The organism is Alistipes sp. cv1, from assembly GCF_900240235.1.
GTDB lineage: Bacteria > Bacteroidota > Bacteroidia > Bacteroidales > Rikenellaceae > Alistipes_A > Alistipes_A hominis.
In genome coordinates, this window is record NZ_OEPW01000001.1 from 306,087 (window position 1) to 323,680 (window position 17,594).

The following is a 17,594-nucleotide window of genomic DNA, read 5'->3' on the forward strand; positions in this document are numbered from 1 at the left end:
CATGAAATTCCTGGCACTGATACCGGCACGGTACGCATCGACCCGATTCCCAGGCAAACCGCTGGCCGACCTCGCGGGCAAACCGATGATCCGGCACGTCTACGAAAAAGCGCACGCCTTTTTCTCCGACTGTTACGTGGCGAGCGACGACGAACGGATCGTCCGCACCGTCGAAGGATTCGGCGGACAGGCCGTTATGACCTCCGCCGAACACCGCAGCGGAACCGACCGCTGCCGCGAAGCCCTCGACCGCATCGAGGCTTCGACCGGCAAACGATTCGACGCGGTCGTCAATATCCAGGGCGACGAACCGTTCGTCGCCGAAGAACAGCTGCGGCTGATTACCGGATGTTTCGACGATCCTGCCACCGAAATCGCGACGCTGGTTAAAGCGTTCGACGCGCACGAAGACATCTTCAACCCCAACTCGCCGAAAGTGGTGCTTTCGACCGACGGCTATGCGCTCTACTTCAGCCGTTCGGCGATCCCCTACCTGCGCGGCACGGAGCGCGATCGGTGGCAACGATCCCACAAATTCCTGAAGCACATCGGCCTGTATGCCTACAAGAGCAGCGTGCTGCGGCGGATCGCCGAACTACCGCAGGGCACGCTCGAAAAACTGGAATCGCTCGAACAACTCCGCTGGCTCGAAAACGGCTTCCGCATCAAAGCGGCGGAAACGCATTCGGAAAGCCTGGCGATCGACACGCCCGACGACCTGAAAGCAGCCGTCGAATTCCTGCGGCGAAGCGAAAAATAGACCTCCGTTTTGTTATTCTCAAAAAATCCGCTACATTTGTATCATCATTAAACGATGGTCTTCGTTGTCCGTTCGGACAAACGTAAATCACTGAAATAAATAAAAACAGCATATTCTATGTATGACGCAGAAGCATTGAGCGGAAAGAGTCTTGCCGAATTGCGTGAAATAGGGAAAAAGTTGGGTATCAAAGCCCAGATGCGCAAACAGGCCCTCATCGATAAAATCCTCGAACAGTCGGAACGGCCGGAAAGCGGCGAAAGCCCCCTCCAGGAAACGAGTCCCGCGGAAACTCCGCAAAGCGACCATCCGGTGCCGCAAAAACGGGAAAGACGCAAAAAGATCAATGCCGTCAAAGTAACCGGAGTCGGCTCCGATACAAAGCCGGAAACCGAACTCCCGATTCCATCCGAACCGTTCTTCGCGGAAAATGCCGCAGGAAAAGAGAAAAAACAGGAAGACGCGGCACGCGCCGAAACGGCAGACCCGCAGCCTGCGGCGGCCGAAACGGAACAATCCCGGAACGCGAAAAAAACGGCCCATCCGGAAGCCCCCCGCGAAAACCAGAAAGCGCGGAATTACACGGCCAGTCCGGAAAAAAACAAAATGGAACGCGACCGGAAAAGAAACCGGATCGTTTATACGAAACCGGAAACGCCGACGGCGGATCAGAACGACGCTGTAAAACAACCCGTCCATGACAACGAATCCCCCGTACGCCAGGAGATCGTTCCGACCGAGACCGTTCCGGAAACCCTGCCGGGAACGGATCATGCGGAACGCCACGCGGAACCGCAGCACGAATCCCCGAAAACGGGTTCCAAGAAGGATGCGAAAGACGAGTTCCTGGGCAGCGTACAGGGAGAAGGCGTACTGGAGATCATGCCCGACGGATACGGCTTCCTGCGTTCGCCGGACTACAACTATCTGAACTCCCCGGACGACATCTACGTCTCGCCGTCGCAGATCAAGCTATTCGGATTGAAAGCCGGCGACACGGTACAAGGCGTCATCCGGCCGCCGAAAGAGGGCGAAAAATATTTCCCGCTGGTCAAGGTGAACCGGATCAACGGACTCGGTCCCGACGAAACCCGCGACCGCGTACAATTCGAATACATGACCCCGCTGTTCCCGTCCGAAAAGTTCAACCTGACCGGAAACGGGCACAATAACCTGTCCTCCCGGGTGATCGATCTGTTCTCTCCGATCGGGAAAGGCCAGCGGGGACTGATCGTGGCACAGCCGAAAACCGGTAAAACGATGCTGTTGCAATCGATCGCCAACGCAATCGCCGACAACCATCCGGAAGTCTACCTGATCGTCCTGCTGATCGACGAACGTCCCGAAGAAGTGACCGAAATGGCCCGCAATGTCAAAGCCGAAGTCGTCGCCTCGACCTTCGACGAACAGGCCTCGCGCCACGTAAAAGTCGCCGAAATGGTGCTTGAGAAAGCCAAACGGATGGTCGAATGCGGACACGACGTCGTGATCCTGCTCGACTCGATTACGCGGCTCGCGCGAGCTTACAACACCGTACAGCCGGCATCCGGCAAAGTCCTGTCGGGCGGGGTGGACGCCAACGCGCTGCACAAACCCAAACGGTTTTTCGGCGCGGCCCGCAACACCGAGGAGCGCGGTTCGCTGACCATCATCGCAACGGCACTGATCGATACCGGATCGAAAATGGACGAGGTGATCTTCGAGGAGTTCAAGGGCACCGGCAACATGGAACTGCAACTCGACCGCAAACTCTCCAACAAGCGGGTTTACCCGGCCGTCGACATCATCGCTTCCGGCACGCGCCGCGAAGACCTGCTGCTCAGCAAAGAGGTTCTGCAGAAAATCTGGGTGTTGCGCCGCTACCTGGCCGACATGAACTCGAGCGAAGCGATGGAGATCATCAAAAAACACATGGAATCCACGCGTTCGAACGAAGAACTGCTCGTTACGATGAATCAATAAGCGGATTCCCTGACAAATACGACGCCCGGCCTTTCACTGTAATGAAAGGCCGGGCGTCTTTTATCATCGCACCTCCGTTCGCACGGGCGCTCCGGGCATTTTTCAAAAACTACCGGAACTGTCCGGCATACAGCAAAGCGTTTCCCAGATTTTCGTACGCAGCATGGAAGCGTTCAGCTTGTTGTTCACCCGGGTCGGGTGCACGGCATTGGTCAGGAAAACCATGTAAACGCCCGTCCGGCTGTCCATCCAGAAAATCGTCCCGGTGAACCCGGTATGGCCGAAACGGGTCTCGCCGCCCAATTCGCCCGTTTTCGGGTCCCGCTTATCGAACCCGAGGCCGCGCCAAACGCCCTGTTCCGTATAGGGCGACTCCGTAAAAAGCTCGACGGTCTTGCGGGTCAGCACCTGCCGTCCGGCATAAGTTCCGCCCCCGAGGATCATCTCGCAGAAACGAGCCATGTCGCGCGCCGTCGTAAACAGTCCGGCGTTGCCGCCCACGCCGCCCATCAGAGCTCCCAGTTCATCGTGCACATACCCCTGCACCGTTCCGCGTCCGAGGATATAGTCGGTCTCGGTAGGCAGGCAGTTCCTCTTATCGCGGTATTGCAACGGATTGTAATAAGTGTCCGTGCAGTCCAATTCGGCGAACAGTTCCCGCGTCAGTTCGTCGAGGGGCCGACCGGAAACGCGTTCGACGATCATCTTCAACAGCAAAAAATTCGTATCGCTGTACAGGTAACTGCCGCGACGGGCCGGCTTATAATCCCGCACGATCTGTCCGAGGATCAGCGTATCGACCGCCGGATTGACATACAGGTCGTCGGCCGCCTGCCGCCAGCCGGGCCGCGAAGCCGAACAAAGGTAAGCCGTATCGTAAGCGATCTCCCCGGCCACGTAATAGTTTTTGCCGACCTGATGCGGATAGGCGGCCGTCCGTTTACCGCTGAACATGCTTCCGCCGGCGGCATTGCGCACCAACGGCGTATAAAAAACCTGCGCGCGCAGTCCCGAAGTGTGCGTCAGCAACTCCCGCAGCGAAATCCCTCCGACCGGCGTAGCCGCCAGTTCGGGCAGGTAACGCCCGACGGCTTCCATAACTTTCAATTTACCCTGATCGTACAACCGCATCACGGCGAAAGTCGTCGAAAGCACCTTGGTACATGAAGCTACGTCGAAAAGATCTCCGTCCGCTACGGGTCGTTTTCCGGAATAGTCGTGACAGCCGTAATGGCGGGCATAGCAGATCCCGTCCCGGTCGCCCACGACGAGCGAAGCCCCGGGAAAGGCCCGGCATTTCAGCCCATCGTCGATCATCGAATCCAGTTTCACACGCACGCACTCCGGAATATCCCGGGCAGACGACGACAGAGCCGACGCCCATACGATAAAACATAAAACAATCTTTCGAACCATCGAATCTTTTTTAAATTACAACCGGGGAACTACCCGCAAATCCTGCCATCCGAGAATCGTTTCGCCATTGCCTCCCCGGATCGAGATGCGGACGGCCCGAACCGGCGCCGAAGGGCGCAGCACGACGCTTCCGTCCGGCTTCAACGGAATTTCTTCCCCGAACGTCTTGCCGTCGGCCGAACAAGCGGCCGTACCGTCGGTCACGATGTAACGGGTAACGTCCGGAAGTCCCGTCCGGACATCGATCGCCTCGCAATCGACCGGCTCGTCGAACGCGAACAGGATATAATCGCCCGCCTTGCAGGGGGAAACCGTACGTACGTAAGATGAAAATTGGTAATCGGCGCTGTTGCGGATCGGAAATTTCCCGGAACAGGTCAGCGAACTGGTTACGGAAACCGCCGGCTCGATATAGGGCGAAGGCCTGAGGTTCAGCGTCAATTCTTCCCGTTTCGAACTGTTGTTTTTCAGCGTGACCAGCAGGTCGGCCGTGCGGTTCGCCGAATCGGCGTACAATCTCAGATCGCGCAGCGGATTGATTTTTTGCCCGTTTCGAATAATCGTATAAGCCGTATCCGGGCCGCTCACTTCGAGCCGCACGATCATCGCATTGTCCCGCCGCTGCGTGAACGACAACAGCCAGAGCCCGTCGCGGGTCACGTAATCTTTCAACGGCACCCTGAAAACCCGTTGTTCGGCTGGAGCCAGCTCCGCCCGGAAAAGCTCGGCGACAGGGAAAACGGCCGTACTGTACCCGCCGCAGCCGAACGCCCGAAACCGGTAGCGCTCCGGACGATCCGTGCGCAGCGGCTCGGTATAGAGCGCGGACGACTCGTCCGGCTCGCTCAGGTCGGTCGTATAACGAATCTCGACGCCGGCGATTTCCGGCGTAACGGTAACGACGCCCGAGCGGTACTCCGTCTGCGGCGGAAACATGCGGAACCGGATGCCCATCGCACCCAACCGTTCGAGATGCCCGGAGGTCAACCGCCGGTAAAAATCGTTCCAGTCGCGCTGTCCGGGCTGCGTCCACCCCACTTCGGCCAACGCGCAAAGCCTCGGATAGCCCTGATACTCGGCGAAACGTTCCGGCTCGTTCAGCAATTCGGCCCACTGCGCCGCCTCAACGCCCCGCACCCGTTCCAACCGTTCGGCCGAAAGAAAATCCGCCGGCTCGAAATCGTACACCCGCCGCACGTCGACCCGACCGGCCCAGGTATGGCCGCGGTCCCACGGATGCTGCTTCATGTCAATGTAGCAATAGGAAGCGGGCATCATCACGACAGGCTGTCCGGCCGCGGCGGCCTGCCGACATACGTCGACGTTCTCCCAACCGTAAATCAGCGTCGCCGGACGCAAATTGCGGGCCTGAACGGCCTCGTTCCAGGCCGCGCATGTCTTGCCGACGCTATGGACGAGGTCTTCGAGGCGGTGTACGAAATATCCCCGCAGCTCGGCGGGCGTTTTCATCTTTTTCTCCGTCATCAGCGCCCGGCAGCGGGGACAATTCCGCCAATAGCGGACGCTGACCTCGTCGCCGCCGATATGGATATATTTCGACGGAAAAAGTCCGGCAAGCTCCTGCAGAATGTCGCGCAGCATTTCGAAATTCTCTTCGCGACCGGCGCAAAGCGTTTCCCGCATCTCCTCCGGCTTGTAGGTAACCGAACCGGACGTCCGGCAGAACGTTTCCGGATAAACCGACGTAAGCGTCTGGCTGTGTCCGGGCAGGTCGATCTCCGGGATGATCTCCACGTTGCGGAACGCGGCGTAATCCACGATCTCGCGGACATCCTGCTGCGTATAGAATCCGCCGTAACGCTCGTTCCCCGAGCCGTAGGAAGGCGGTAGCACTTCGCCGGGCCCCCGCCAAGCTCCCCGGGACGTAAGTTCCGGATACTTTTTAATTTCGACCCGCCAGCCGTTGTCGTCGGTCAAATGCCAATGCAGCGTATTGAGCTTATGACGCGCTATCCAGTCGATATACCGCATCACGGCCGCCTTGTCCGAAAAGTTACGGGACACGTCGAGCATAACGCCCCGGTAAGCGAAACGGGGCGCATCCTCGATATGAAAACAGGGGATCGCGAACGTTTCGGCATGTTGCGCGGCGTCCGGCCGGTAAACCGATACCGGCATCAGTTGAAACAGGGTTTGCAGCGCATAGAACGCTCCGCCCCGGTCGTTCGCCCGGATCGTGATCCTGCTCGGGGAGATATCCAACAGGTAGCCCTCCTCGGACAATCCGCCCTCGTGCTTTTCGATGGATATCTGCTGGATGCTGCGGCGATGTCCGCCGGCGGCAAGGCGGTAGCCGCACACCCGCTCGATGTGGTCGTTCAGGTAATCGAACAAATCCGGAAAAGCGGGACTGTAAATTTCAGTCTGCTTGGCGACCAGGAACTCCCCCTCCCGCTTGTCCGCCCGTTCGGGTCGCGGAATCAGGTTCTGGCCGTGACAAAACAGACCCAGCAAAACGAATAACAGGCTCAGGCTACTCTTCATACAGCAAATACGGTTTACGGCTCTGTTTGAAACGTTCCACATCCTCCCTCCAGCGGGCCTCGATCTGCCCGGCGTCGGCTCCTTCGACGATCATACGGCGAACGTAATCGACCCCGATAAGCTTTTCGAACATCGGCGTAAAGAACTTTTCGCCCAGGTTCAGTTGCCGGTAACAATCGATCACGTAGGCCAGGTTGACCCCTTCGCGCCACACCTGTTCGTCGGACGGGACGCTCCGCAGATCGACGCCGTAGCACAGCCGGTCTTTCAGCGGCGGATTTTTCGCTCCGGCGTTGCTGTGCGGCGTAAAGCGGAACGAAGTCCTTTTCAGATCCGGATGCCCGTAAGCCTGAAACGGGAAATCGGTGCCCCGTCCGAGACTGACCGGCGTTCCTTCGAAAAAGCACAGCGAACTGTACAGGTAAACGGCGCGCATGTTCGGCAGATTCGGAGACGGTTTTTCGGGCAGTACATACCGCGTTCGGTGCGTATAATTCAGGCACGGAATCACTGTCAGGGAGCAGACGGCAGCGTCGTCGAGCCACCCTTCGCCGTTGATCATCCCGGCCAGCTCGCCGAGGGTCATCCCGTGCACGACCGGAATCGGATGCATACCGACGAACGACCGGTATTTCGGATCGAGCACCGGGCCGTCGACGTAAAAGCCGTTCGGATTCGGACGATCCAGCACGATCATCCGCACGTCGTTGTCGGCACAGGCCTGCATCATGTAATGCATCGACGACAGGTACGTATAATAGCGCAGGCCGACGTCCTGGATGTCGAACAGCACGACGTCGAGCTGTTTCATATACTCGGCGGGCGGGCATTTATTGGCCCCGTAAACCGAAACGATCGGGATCCCCGTCCGGGCGTCCCGGCCGTCGGAAACGTGTTCGCCTGCGTCGGCATCGCCGCGAAACCCGTGTTCCGGCGCGAAAACCATTTTCAGATCCACTCCCAGCGCATACAGCGAATCCACGATATGCGTCCGACCGATACGGCCGGTATGGTTAGTCAGTATCCCCACCCGCTTGCCTTCGATCAGCGGCAGGTACCGGTCGGTACGCTCGGCCCCGACGACCACGCGGTCGCTCCCCGCAACCCGGCAGGCCAGCAACGCAAAAACAACGATCAGTAGTCTCAATTTATTCAACAATAACGGATTTAGCAAAATTCGGGGCCGATCCACCACACCCTGATATCATTCGCATCGGCATGGCGAGCAAACCGGCTCAGACTCTTTATCGAAATCGGACAAGCCCCCCTTCTCGCCGATAGTACCGATAAATTCCGCACCTCCTCTTTCATTTTATCGGATATCCCCGATTTACAAAGTTAACGATTTTCCCTCGGATTAATGTATATTTGCTCTATCAAACACCGAAAAGACTATGGATAAAAGACTCGAAGCGGTCGGCCGCCTGCTCGACATCATGGACGAATTGCGGGAAAAATGCCCGTGGGACCGGAAGCAGACGTTCGATTCGTTGCGGATGAACACGATCGAAGAGACCTACGAACTGGCTGACGCGATCCTCGACCACGACCTGAACGAAATCCGCAAAGAGCTGGGCGATCTGCTGCTGCACGTGGTATTCTACTCGAAGATGGGCTCCGAGCAGCAAGCGTTCGACCTGGGCGACGTGGCGAACGGCATTTGCGACAAGTTGGTATTCCGGCATCCGCACGTGTTCGGCGACACGCAAGCCGACAATGCCGAACAAGTAAAACAAAACTGGGAGGACATCAAACTGAAAGAAAAAGCGCAGGCGCACGAGAAAAAGCGCGTGCTTTCGGGCGTGCCGCGTTCGCTGCCGGCGATGGTCAAAGCCTACCGGATCGGCGAAAAGGCAGCTTCGGCCGGATTCGACTGGGAAAAGCGCGAAGACGTCTGGGCGAAAGTCCGCGAAGAGATCGGCGAAGTACAGCACGAGATCGACGCCCGCGACCGGCGGCGCACCGAAGCCGAATTCGGCGACCTGTTCTTCGCGCTGATCAATGCGGCGCGGCTCTACGGCGTCGATCCGGAAGCGGCGCTCGAACAGAGCAACCGCAAATTCATCGAACGGTTCGCCCACATCGAAGACCGCGCCGAACAACAAGGGCTGACCCTGCGCGAAATGACGCTCGAACAGATGGACGCCCTGTGGGACGAAGCGAAAATCCGGGAAAATCGTTAACTTTATCGGCGAATAACTTAAAAAACGGAATTATGGCACTTATCAAACCGCTGCGGGGCTTTACGCCCGTAATCGGAGAAAATACGTTTCTGGCGGAAAACGCCACGATCATCGGCGACGTCACGATCGGCCGGGACTGTAGCATCTGGTTCAGCACCGTGCTGCGCGGCGACGTCAATAAAATCACGATCGGCGACCGGGTCAACATCCAGGACGGAGTAGTCGTCCACACGTTGTACCAGCGTTCGGTGACGGTCATCGGCAACGACATCTCGATCGGCCACAACGCCAACATTCACGGCGCCAGGATCGAGGACAAATGCCTGATCGGCATGGGAGCGACCGTGCTCGATCATGCCGTCGTAGGCACGGGATCGATCGTCGCGGCCAATTCGCTGGTACTGTCGAAAACCGTTATCGAACCGGGCAGCGTCTACGCCGGCGTACCGGCGCGGCGCGTGAAGGACGTGACGCCGGAACAGGTGCGCGACATCATCGAACGCACGGCCCGCGACTACATGATGTACGCTTCGTGGTACAAATAGCCGGAAAGCCATGAAACAGACCGGAAAGCATCGGGTAATCGTCATCAACCTGCTGGTAGCGCTGGCGCTGACGCTGATCGTCAATTTTTCGTTCCTGCTGAACGGAAACGACGTGCGCGGTCACCGTCCGCCTCCGATGATGACGATGGCTCCCGGATTCATCGCTTTCCAGTTGTTCTACTTCTATGCCATGGCGATCGCGATCGTCATGTTGAACACCGTACGCAGCCTGTCGCTGACGCGCAAAATCCTGTTAACCATTGCGATCACGGTGCTTTTCTACCTGTTCATCCCGACGCTGAGCCGCGGCGGCAATTGGAACATCCCGCTGATGACCGGCCGGCTGTATAATCCGCTGCACATCATGAAATGCTCGTTCGTGCTGATCGTTTCGGTGCTGTACGGACTGATATTCGAACTGATTTACCAGAAACAGCACATCACGATCGAAAACGAGCAGCTCAAAAACGAAAACCTGCAAACGCGCTACAACATGCTGGCCAACCAGATCAGCCCGCACTTCCTGTTCAACTCGCTGAACTCGCTGTCGATGCTGGTGCGTGAAAAAAGCAACGACAAAGCGCTGCTGTACATCGACCGGCTGGCCGACACGTTCCGCTACATGCTGCAATCGGGCCAGGGAGAACTGACCACGCTGTCCGAAGAGCTGCGCTTCACCGAAGCCTACCTCTACCTGCTGACGATCCGCTACGAAAACAAACTGTTCTGCGACATCCGGATCGAAGACCGTTACCGGGATTGGAAACTGCCGGTACTGTCGCTACAGCCGCTGATCGAAAACGCCGTCAAGCATAACAGCATCTCGCGGACGAAACCGCTGCGGATCGCCATCCGCACGGACGACGGCACGCTCGTAGTGTCGAACCCGTTGATCCCTAAAATCGACGAAACGACCGGAACAGGGATCGGACTTAAAAACCTGTCGTCCCGCTACCTGTTGCTCACGTCGCAACAGGTGCGTATCATCCGTACCGACGACGCGTTCGAAGTGATCCTTCCGCTCATCGAATCCCCGAACCCAATCAAATCCCTGTCATGACCCGTAAACTGATCGTATCCCTGCTTCTGCTGTTCGGCTCTGCCGCAGCCGCACTACCCGCATCGACGGCCGCACCGCTGCCCGATGAAAACGGAACGGCGCCCGCCGTCGAATCGCCCTGGTTCCCGGGACGCCAATACGCGTTCGTATGGCGCAACTGGACGCTCGTCCCGGCCCGGAAACTGGCCGAAGTGCTCGAAACCCCGGTCGAAAATGTCCGTGCGCTGGCCGAATCGATGGGCCTTCCTCCGCAACGGGCGATCGAACCCGAATGGAACTCCCCGCAGGGATATATCACCGTATTGCGGCGGAACTGGCACCTGCTGCCATACGACCAACTGCTCACGCTGCTCGGCATCACGCGCGAGGAACTGGCATGGCGGCTGATCGAAGACGACTACCTGTTCGTAAAACTGGGTTACAGGAAACCCTATTGCCCGCCGCTGCATTACGAAAAGCCTTCCGAACAGGCCGAACGACAAGCCGCCCGGATCGCCGCGCAAGTCCGGGATATCCGGCCGGCAACCGCCGTTGCCGAGACGCCCCGGTTCGCATTCATCGACGAATTTTCCCGAAGTCATAAACCCGCCCGCAAACGACAGGAACCGGCAACGGCCGATACCGGCGGACAGGGTTTCGCGCTGCGGATCATCTACCCTTACTGCGCGACGTTCGGCGATCCGCTGACCGATCCCGAACTGTCGTCCTATCCGGAAGGACTGTTGCAGCGGCTCTCCGAGGCCGGCGTGAACGGAATCTGGATGCACTCCGTACTGCGGACGCTGGTTCCGCCGGACGGCATTTTCCCGGGGGCGGACGATGCCGGACTGCGCATCGAAGGGCTGAAACGGCTGGTCGAACGCGCCGCCAAATACGGGATCGGCATCTACCTGTATGTGAACGAACCCCGTGCGATGAACCTCTCGTTTTTCGAATCCGATCCCCAGAGGAAAGCGTTGATGGGATCGGCCGAAGGAGACCAGCGCGCCCTATGCACGTCGGTGCCCGAAGTGCTCGACTGGACGAGCCGGTCGCTGGAATCGGTATTCCGGCAGGTTCCGGGACTCTCCGGCGTATTTACGATCACCGCATCGGAAAACCTGACCAACTGTGCGTCGCGCGGCGGACAGGGCCAATGCGAACGCTGCCGGAACCGCTCGTACGCCGACCTGATCGTAGAGGTCAACACGGCGATCGAGAAAGGCGTAAGGAGCGGCAGTCCCGACGCCAAAGTGCTGGTATGGGACTGGGGATGGAACGATTCTTACGCCGAAGAGATCATCGGCCGTTTGCCCAAAAGCTGCTGGCTGATGTCGGTCAGCGAATGGGCGCTGCCGATCGAACGCGGAGGTATCCGGTCGGCCGTGGGCGAATACGCGCTGTCAGCCGTAGGCCCGGGACCGCGGGCGCTCGCACACTGGCGATACGCCAAGCAGGCAGGTCTGAAAACCGTCGCCAAAATACAGGTGAACGCCTCGTGGGAAATGGCCGTCGTACCGGCTGTTCCCGTATTGGAACTCGTGGCGCAGCACGCCGAGAACCTGACGTCGGAGGCTACGGACGGCGTGATGCTGAGCTGGAGTCTGGGCGGTTATCCGTCGACCAACCTGGAACTGTTCCAGTCCTTCCGTCCGGGACAGCAGCAGGAAACCTGCTTGCGTCAACTGGCCGAAAAACATTACGGCAAACAGGCCGCACCGCTGGTATGCCGGGCATGGCACCTCTTTTCCGAAGCGTTCAAGGAATTTCCCTATAACGGGGGAACGCTTTATAGCGGGCCGCAGCACATGGGCCCCGCCAATCCGCTGTATACGGAACCGACCGGCTGGCCGGCCAGCATGGTAGGTATCCCCTACGACGCGCTGGACAACTGGCGGTCGGTCTACCCGACCGAAACGTTCGTCGCCCAGATGCAAAAAGTGGCGGACGGGTTCGCGGCAGGCTGCGAACTGCTGCAAAAAGCCGTAGCGGTTTCGAAAGGAAAATACCGCAAGCAACTGACCGACGACCTGGGACGCGCCCGTACCGTCGGCATCCACTGCGCTTCTTCGGCGAACCAAGCCCGGTTCACCGAAGCCCGCAACCGCCTGCTGACATCGACCGACCGCGACGAACGGCGCCGGTACATCGACACGATGCGCCGGGCGGCGGAAGCCGAAGCCGAACTGACCGCCGATCTGCTGCCGATCGTCCGGAACGACCCTACGATCGGCTACGAATCGTCGAACCACTATTTTTACGTCCCGCAAGACCTGCTCGAAAAGCAACTGAACATCCGTTACGTCCTGGATCGGCTCGACCGTCAGGCGGAACCCCGGAATTCTGAAACCTTCCAACAATGAAAGCGTTAATCATCGAAGACGAAACGGCGGCGGCAACCAACCTGAAAAGCTTGCTGCGGGAAATCGACCCGTCGGTCGAGATCGTCGACGTGATCGACACGGTCGTTGACTCGATCGGCTGGATACGCGCCAACCCGCTGCCGGACATCGTCTTCATGGATATCCACCTGGCCGACGGACAGGCTTTCAAGATTTTCGAACAAGTCGATATCCCCTGCCCGATCGTCTTTACGACGGCTTACGACCGTTACGCGCTCGACGCATTCAAGGTCAACAGCATCGACTATATCCTCAAGCCGATCAAAAAACAGGAACTCGAACGGGCTTTCGAAAAATTCAAACGGCTGTCGGGCCGCGAAAAAGCCGAATACGTCGAACAGACCCAGCGTTATCTCTCGGCGCGGGCGCAGAGTTTTCTGATTCCGTTTCGCGACAAACTGGTTCCGCTGACCCCGGACGAGATCGCCTATTGCTACACCGCCGACGAGAAGGTCTCGGTCGTCACGTTCGACGGCCGGAGCCTGCCGATGGACAAACCGCTGGACACGCTGATCGCCTTGCTGCCGGAACGCGACTTTTACCGGGCGAACCGGCAATTCATCGTCTCGCGCCGCGCCGTCCGCGACCTGTCGGTATGGTTCGGCAGCCGGCTGTCGGTCAACCTGACCGTCAAAATCCCGGAACGCATCGTCGTCAGCAAGGCTCGGGTTCCGGATTTCAAAAAATGGTTTACCGGTAACTGACGGCGCGCTAAACCGAAAATACTGCCTGCCGGTTTTTTGTCGCTGTTTTAAAACAAAAAACCTACTTTTATAACACCTAAGTTGTATAACTAATCCTACAAACTATGAGAAAAATTACGCTTTTACTGTTGGTTATCGCAACCGCTTCGCTGACCGGAGCCGTCGCGAAAGGGAAAAAATGCGAAGCGCAAAAGGCCAAATACGTCGTGCTGATCGGCAGCGACGGATTCAGTTCGGACGTCGTGCGCGCGCATCCCGGAGCATTCCCGAACATCGAAGCCCTGATGAAAAACGGCAGCTATACGCTCGAACGGCGCAGCGTGCTTCCGTCGTCGAGCGCCGTCAACTGGGCCTCGATGCTGATGGGAGCCGGGCCGGAACTGCACGGCTATACGACATGGGGCAGTCAGGTTCCCGACCTGCCGTCGCGCGTGATCGGTAAATACGGACTCTTCCCCGGTATCTGCGGAGCGATCCGCGACGCGCGGCCCGACGCCGTGATGGCGTGCGGTTACAACTGGCCGACCATCGGCTGCCTGTATGAACAAAAAGCCGTGAACATCAACAGCAACGTACCGAGCGATCCGGCGCTGGCCGACAGTATGTGCCTCTATATCGGACGCGAGAAACCGCTCTTTACGTTCATCGCCTTCGGAGAACCGGATGAAACCGGACACCGGTGCGGCTGGGAGAGCGACGAGTATTTCGAAATGTGCAAACAGATCGACGGCTATGTCGGCAAGATTATGGAAACCCTCGAAAAAAACGATATGAAGGACGATGCGATCGTATTCTTCACGGCCGATCACGGCGGTACCGGCAAAGGACACGGCGGCATCTCGATGAAAGAGATGGAAACCCCGTTCGTCGTTTGCGGCAAGGGGATCAAACAGGGGCACGAAATCCCGGAAAGCGTCATGGTGTTCGACTGCGCCCCGACGATCGGCCATATCTTTTCGATCGACCAGCCGCAGGTGTGGATCGGGCGACCGGTCATGTCGGTATTCGAATAACGGAAAACACAGGAAACGTCCCGGTTCGTAAAAGCGGAGAGCAAATCGCTCCCCGCTTTTCGATTGGGATGCGATGCGGGCGTTTCACCCTCTATATTTTCCGTTTTACCGGACAGAAGCATGTTTTCTATGGTGAAACGCTTTTCTTTGCAACCGGAAATGACACGAACTATGAAACATACGACGCTGCTACTCCTACTGCTGTTCGCACTGCCGTTCCTTCCGGAGCCGGTTTCGGCGGCAACGCCCAAATCGGGCAGCATAACCGGAAAAATCATCGACCAGACGGCGCAGGAGCCGGTCATCGGAGCCGTCATCGAATGCAGTCCGGCCGACAGCACGAAAAAACTCTATACCACGTCGGACAAGGACGGCGCTTTCACTTTCCCGAAACTCGCCTACGGCTCTTACGACGTTACGATCACCTACCTGGGACTTACGTCCCACACTTCGCAGGTCGAGGTCGCAAAACCGAAGACCGACCTCGGCACGATTACGATGACGCCCGACATTCAACAAATGGACGAAATCGTCGTCAAAGGACTGACCATGCGCACGACGCAAAAAGGAGACACGCTGGTGTACAATGCGGGAGCTTTCAAAGTGACTCCGGACGCGTCGACCGAAAAATTGCTGGAAAAAATGCCGGGTATCAAAGTGGAAGGCGGCAACGTCGAAGCGCAGGGCGAACAGGTTAAAAAAGTGCTGGTCGACGGTAAGGAATTTTTCGGGGAGGACGTTACGACGGCCATCAAAAACCTGCCGGCCGAAGTGATCGACCGGGTCGAAGTGTTCGACAAACTGAGCGACCAGGCCGCATTCAGCGGCGTCGACGACGGCCAGGGATACAAAGCGATCAATATCGTCACGCAACGCGGGCTCAACCATGCCAAATTCGGTCGTTTTTACGGAAGTTACGGATTCGACGAACTGTATAACGTCAGCGCGAGTATCAACCTGCTCAAGGACAACCGGAGGCTCACGCTGCTCGGCATGGCCAACAACGTCAATCAGCAGAACTTCGCTACCGACGACCTGCTGGGTGTGCTCAGTTCCGGCGGCGGACGTGGCGGACCCGGCGGACGCGGCGGGAATGCCTTTATGATCGGCAATCAGAGCGGCGTTTCGACCGTCAAAATGTTCGGCGTCGACTATGCGAACCAGTGGTGGGACAAGCTGAAAGTCCAGGGAAGCTATTCGTTCAACACGACCAAGAACACCACCGAAGCGCTGACGCAAAGGGAGTACTTTTCAGACCAACTATACGACGAGACCGGCCGGGACAACTCCCGCAACTTCAACCACCGGATCAACGGACTGGTCGAATACAAAATCAACGACAACAACCAGTTGATGTTCCGTCCGTCGCTCAGTTTCCAGACCAACGACACGTACAGCGCCGACACGTCGGCGACCGCCGCCACCGACGGCGACGCGGGCAATACGTTGCTGAACTTTTTCAAAAGCAACAGCGCGGCCAATTCGGCGGGATACAACATTTCGGGCGACCTGAATTTCATGCACAAATTCGGCGGCAGGGACGGCCGGGTACTGACGGTTTCGATCAACGGGGGAGCCTCGAAAAACGACCGGGACAACACCAAGTATTCGCTGACGCGCTACCTGAATCCGGACTCGACTTCGCAATTGAACCAGTTGATTCTGAACCACTCGAAAGGCTATCGGGTCGGCGGCCGCGTCTCGTATTCCGAACCGGTTTCCGAACGGGTTCAACTGCTCGCCAATTACGACATTTCGTACAACTATTCCGACCGCGACAAACGTTCGTACGAACTGCCCGGCGACCTGTTCCTGGACAGCCTGTCGAACACGTACAACAGCGGCTACCTGACCCACCGCGTCGGTCCCGGCTTCCGCCTGCACAGCGATAAGACGATGCTGGTCGTCAACCTGAACTACCAGTACGCCACGCTCACCGGGGATCAGCAGTTCCCGACCGTATCCCGTTCGAAAATGGCGGCCAATTTCGACAACATCGTCTACAGGGCCATGCTGCATCTCAAATTCAACCGCAGCAATTCGATGCGCGTCAGGCTGTTCTCCGGGACGGACAACCCGTCGGTCACCCAACTTCAAAACGTGTTGGACGTATCGAACCCGCTGTTCATATCGCAGGGCAATCCGAACCTGAAACCGGTATACGCGCAACGTATGAATATCCGCTACACGCGGGTCAACGTCGGGAAAGGCACCACCCTCGGAGCGCAAATGACGGCAGGGATACAGAACAATTCGATCACCAATTCGGTGGAACGCGCCGATCGGAACGGCTACGAAGTCAAGGACGAAACGGGCAATACGGTCGTCGTACTCGACCGCGGAGCGCAGTACTCCCGGCCGGTCAACCTGAACGGTTACTGGACGATCGACGGCGGCGCCTACTACGGATTTCCGGTCGGTTGGCTCGGCAGCAACCTGAATCTGGATCTAAGGGCTTCGTACACCGCGATGCCGACCATTTACAACCTGGTGCGGAGCACGACTACCACAGCCTCCTACACCGGCGGTATCACGTTGGGCAGCAATTTCAGCGACCAACTCGACTTTACGTTTACCTACCGGGCCGGATACAACATCGCCCACTCGACCAATAACAACGAGTATTTCAACGGCGTGGGAACCGGACGGATCAAATGGATCACGTGGAAAGGGATCACGCTCGAAGCGAATGGCAGCTACTCCAAATACCGGGGCGTTACCGATAAGTTCACCGAGGAGTTCTTCCTGCTGAACGCCGGTATCGGCAAAAAACTGTTCAAAAACCAGCGCGGGGAGATCAGCGTACAGGTTTACGATATTCTGAACCAAAACAAAAGCTTCGTCCGCAACGTCAGCGAAAACTATATCCAGAATGTCACCACCAACGTACTGGGACGCTACGTGAGCATCAGCCTGGTCTACAATCTGCGGACGCTCACCGGCAAAGACGGCAAAGCGTACAGCCGACCCGAAGGCCGCGACGATTTCCGCCGGGACGGTCCTCCTCCGGGCGATCATCCGACGGGCCCGCCGCGCGGCGGAGGAATGCCCCCCTTCTAACCGTT

The 17,594-nt window shown here is 58.0% G+C and carries 12 protein-coding genes; 9 read left to right on the forward strand and 3 right to left on the reverse strand.

Annotated features, from left to right (window positions below; translation table 11 throughout):
- Position 1 precedes the first annotated feature (1 nt).
- Both kdsB and rho read left to right on the forward strand, forming a co-directional pair.
- The gene (gene kdsB, locus C1A08_RS01325; protein WP_101571600.1) at positions 2 to 760 is read left to right on the forward strand and encodes a 3-deoxy-manno-octulosonate cytidylyltransferase; all 759 of its coding nucleotides are present in this window, start codon (positions 2 to 4) and stop codon (positions 758 to 760) included.
- Between the two features lie 117 nt (positions 761 to 877).
- Positions 878 to 2,722, forward strand: coding sequence for a transcription termination factor Rho (gene rho / locus C1A08_RS01330; protein ID WP_101570853.1), 1,845 nt, complete (start codon positions 878 to 880; stop codon positions 2,720 to 2,722).
- A 102-nt stretch (positions 2,723 to 2,824) separates the two neighbouring features.
- Here the strand turns inward: rho and C1A08_RS01335 are convergent, their stop codons facing one another.
- From C1A08_RS01335 to C1A08_RS01345, 3 genes are read right to left on the reverse strand one after another with little or no spacing between them, the layout of a single operon-like run.
- Positions 2,825 to 4,138 carry a serine hydrolase domain-containing protein gene (locus C1A08_RS01335; protein WP_101570855.1) on the reverse strand — a complete coding sequence of 438 codons (1,314 nt, stop codon included), beginning with the start codon at positions 4,136 to 4,138 and terminating at the stop codon, positions 2,825 to 2,827.
- 15 nt (positions 4,139 to 4,153) lie between these two features.
- A complete protein-coding gene (locus tag C1A08_RS01340; protein ID WP_101570857.1) occupies positions 4,154 to 6,643 on the reverse strand; it encodes a beta-N-acetylhexosaminidase in 2,490 nt (829 codons plus the stop codon).
- Positions 6,633 to 7,799, reverse strand: a complete 1,167-nt coding sequence (locus C1A08_RS01345) for an exo-beta-N-acetylmuramidase NamZ family protein (protein ID WP_101571603.1) — start codon at positions 7,797 to 7,799, stop codon at positions 6,633 to 6,635. The genes C1A08_RS01340 and C1A08_RS01345 overlap by 11 nt, the downstream gene beginning before the upstream one ends.
- Positions 7,800 to 8,037: 238 nt before the next feature.
- Between C1A08_RS01345 and mazG the strand changes: the two genes are divergently transcribed.
- From mazG to C1A08_RS01380, 7 genes are all read left to right on the forward strand, one after another.
- Positions 8,038 to 8,826: a nucleoside triphosphate pyrophosphohydrolase gene (mazG, locus tag C1A08_RS01350; protein WP_101570859.1), complete on the forward strand. Its 789-nt coding sequence runs from the start codon at positions 8,038 to 8,040 to the stop codon at positions 8,824 to 8,826.
- A gap of 32 nt (positions 8,827 to 8,858) precedes the next feature.
- Positions 8,859 to 9,371, forward strand: coding sequence for a gamma carbonic anhydrase family protein (locus C1A08_RS01355; RefSeq protein ID WP_101570861.1), 513 nt, complete (start codon positions 8,859 to 8,861; stop codon positions 9,369 to 9,371).
- A gap of 10 nt (positions 9,372 to 9,381) precedes the next feature.
- Positions 9,382 to 10,431, forward strand: a complete 1,050-nt coding sequence (locus C1A08_RS01360; RefSeq protein ID WP_101570863.1) for a sensor histidine kinase — start codon at positions 9,382 to 9,384, stop codon at positions 10,429 to 10,431.
- Positions 10,428 to 12,773 (forward strand): hypothetical protein, encoded by a 2,346-nt coding sequence (locus C1A08_RS01365; RefSeq protein ID WP_101570865.1) that lies wholly within the window; start codon positions 10,428 to 10,430, stop codon positions 12,771 to 12,773. The genes C1A08_RS01360 and C1A08_RS01365 overlap by 4 nt, the downstream gene beginning before the upstream one ends.
- Positions 12,770 to 13,516 carry a LytR/AlgR family response regulator transcription factor gene (locus tag C1A08_RS01370; RefSeq protein WP_101570867.1) on the forward strand — a complete coding sequence of 249 codons (747 nt, stop codon included), beginning with the start codon at positions 12,770 to 12,772 and terminating at the stop codon, positions 13,514 to 13,516. Before C1A08_RS01365 ends, C1A08_RS01370 begins: the two co-directional genes overlap by 4 nt.
- A 104-nt stretch (positions 13,517 to 13,620) precedes the next feature.
- Entirely contained in the window at positions 13,621 to 14,529 is a 909-nt protein-coding gene (locus C1A08_RS01375) for an alkaline phosphatase (RefSeq protein ID WP_101570868.1), read from the forward strand.
- Between the two features lie 171 nt (positions 14,530 to 14,700).
- Complete coding sequence (locus C1A08_RS01380; protein WP_101570870.1) at positions 14,701 to 17,589, forward strand: TonB-dependent receptor; 2,889 nt, start codon at positions 14,701 to 14,703, stop codon at positions 17,587 to 17,589.
- The last annotated feature ends 5 nt before the right edge of the window (positions 17,590 to 17,594 follow it).

Coding starts and splice junctions, on each gene's coding strand:
- kdsB (WP_101571600.1), top strand. CDS start 2: ATGAAATTCCTGGCACTGATACCGGCACGGTACGCATCGACCCGATTC.
- rho (WP_101570853.1), top strand. CDS start 878: ATGTATGACGCAGAAGCATTGAGCGGAAAGAGTCTTGCCGAATTGCGT.
- C1A08_RS01335 (WP_101570855.1), bottom strand. CDS start 4,138: ATGGTTCGAAAGATTGTTTTATGTTTTATCGTATGGGCGTCGGCTCTG.
- C1A08_RS01340 (WP_101570857.1), bottom strand. CDS start 6,643: ATGAAGAGTAGCCTGAGCCTGTTATTCGTTTTGCTGGGTCTGTTTTGT.
- mazG (WP_101570859.1), top strand. CDS start 8,038: ATGGATAAAAGACTCGAAGCGGTCGGCCGCCTGCTCGACATCATGGAC.
- C1A08_RS01355 (WP_101570861.1), top strand. CDS start 8,859: ATGGCACTTATCAAACCGCTGCGGGGCTTTACGCCCGTAATCGGAGAA.
- C1A08_RS01360 (WP_101570863.1), top strand. CDS start 9,382: ATGAAACAGACCGGAAAGCATCGGGTAATCGTCATCAACCTGCTGGTA.
- C1A08_RS01365 (WP_101570865.1), top strand. CDS start 10,428: ATGACCCGTAAACTGATCGTATCCCTGCTTCTGCTGTTCGGCTCTGCC.
- C1A08_RS01370 (WP_101570867.1), top strand. CDS start 12,770: ATGAAAGCGTTAATCATCGAAGACGAAACGGCGGCGGCAACCAACCTG.
- C1A08_RS01375 (WP_101570868.1), top strand. CDS start 13,621: ATGAGAAAAATTACGCTTTTACTGTTGGTTATCGCAACCGCTTCGCTG.
- C1A08_RS01380 (WP_101570870.1), top strand. CDS start 14,701: ATGAAACATACGACGCTGCTACTCCTACTGCTGTTCGCACTGCCGTTC.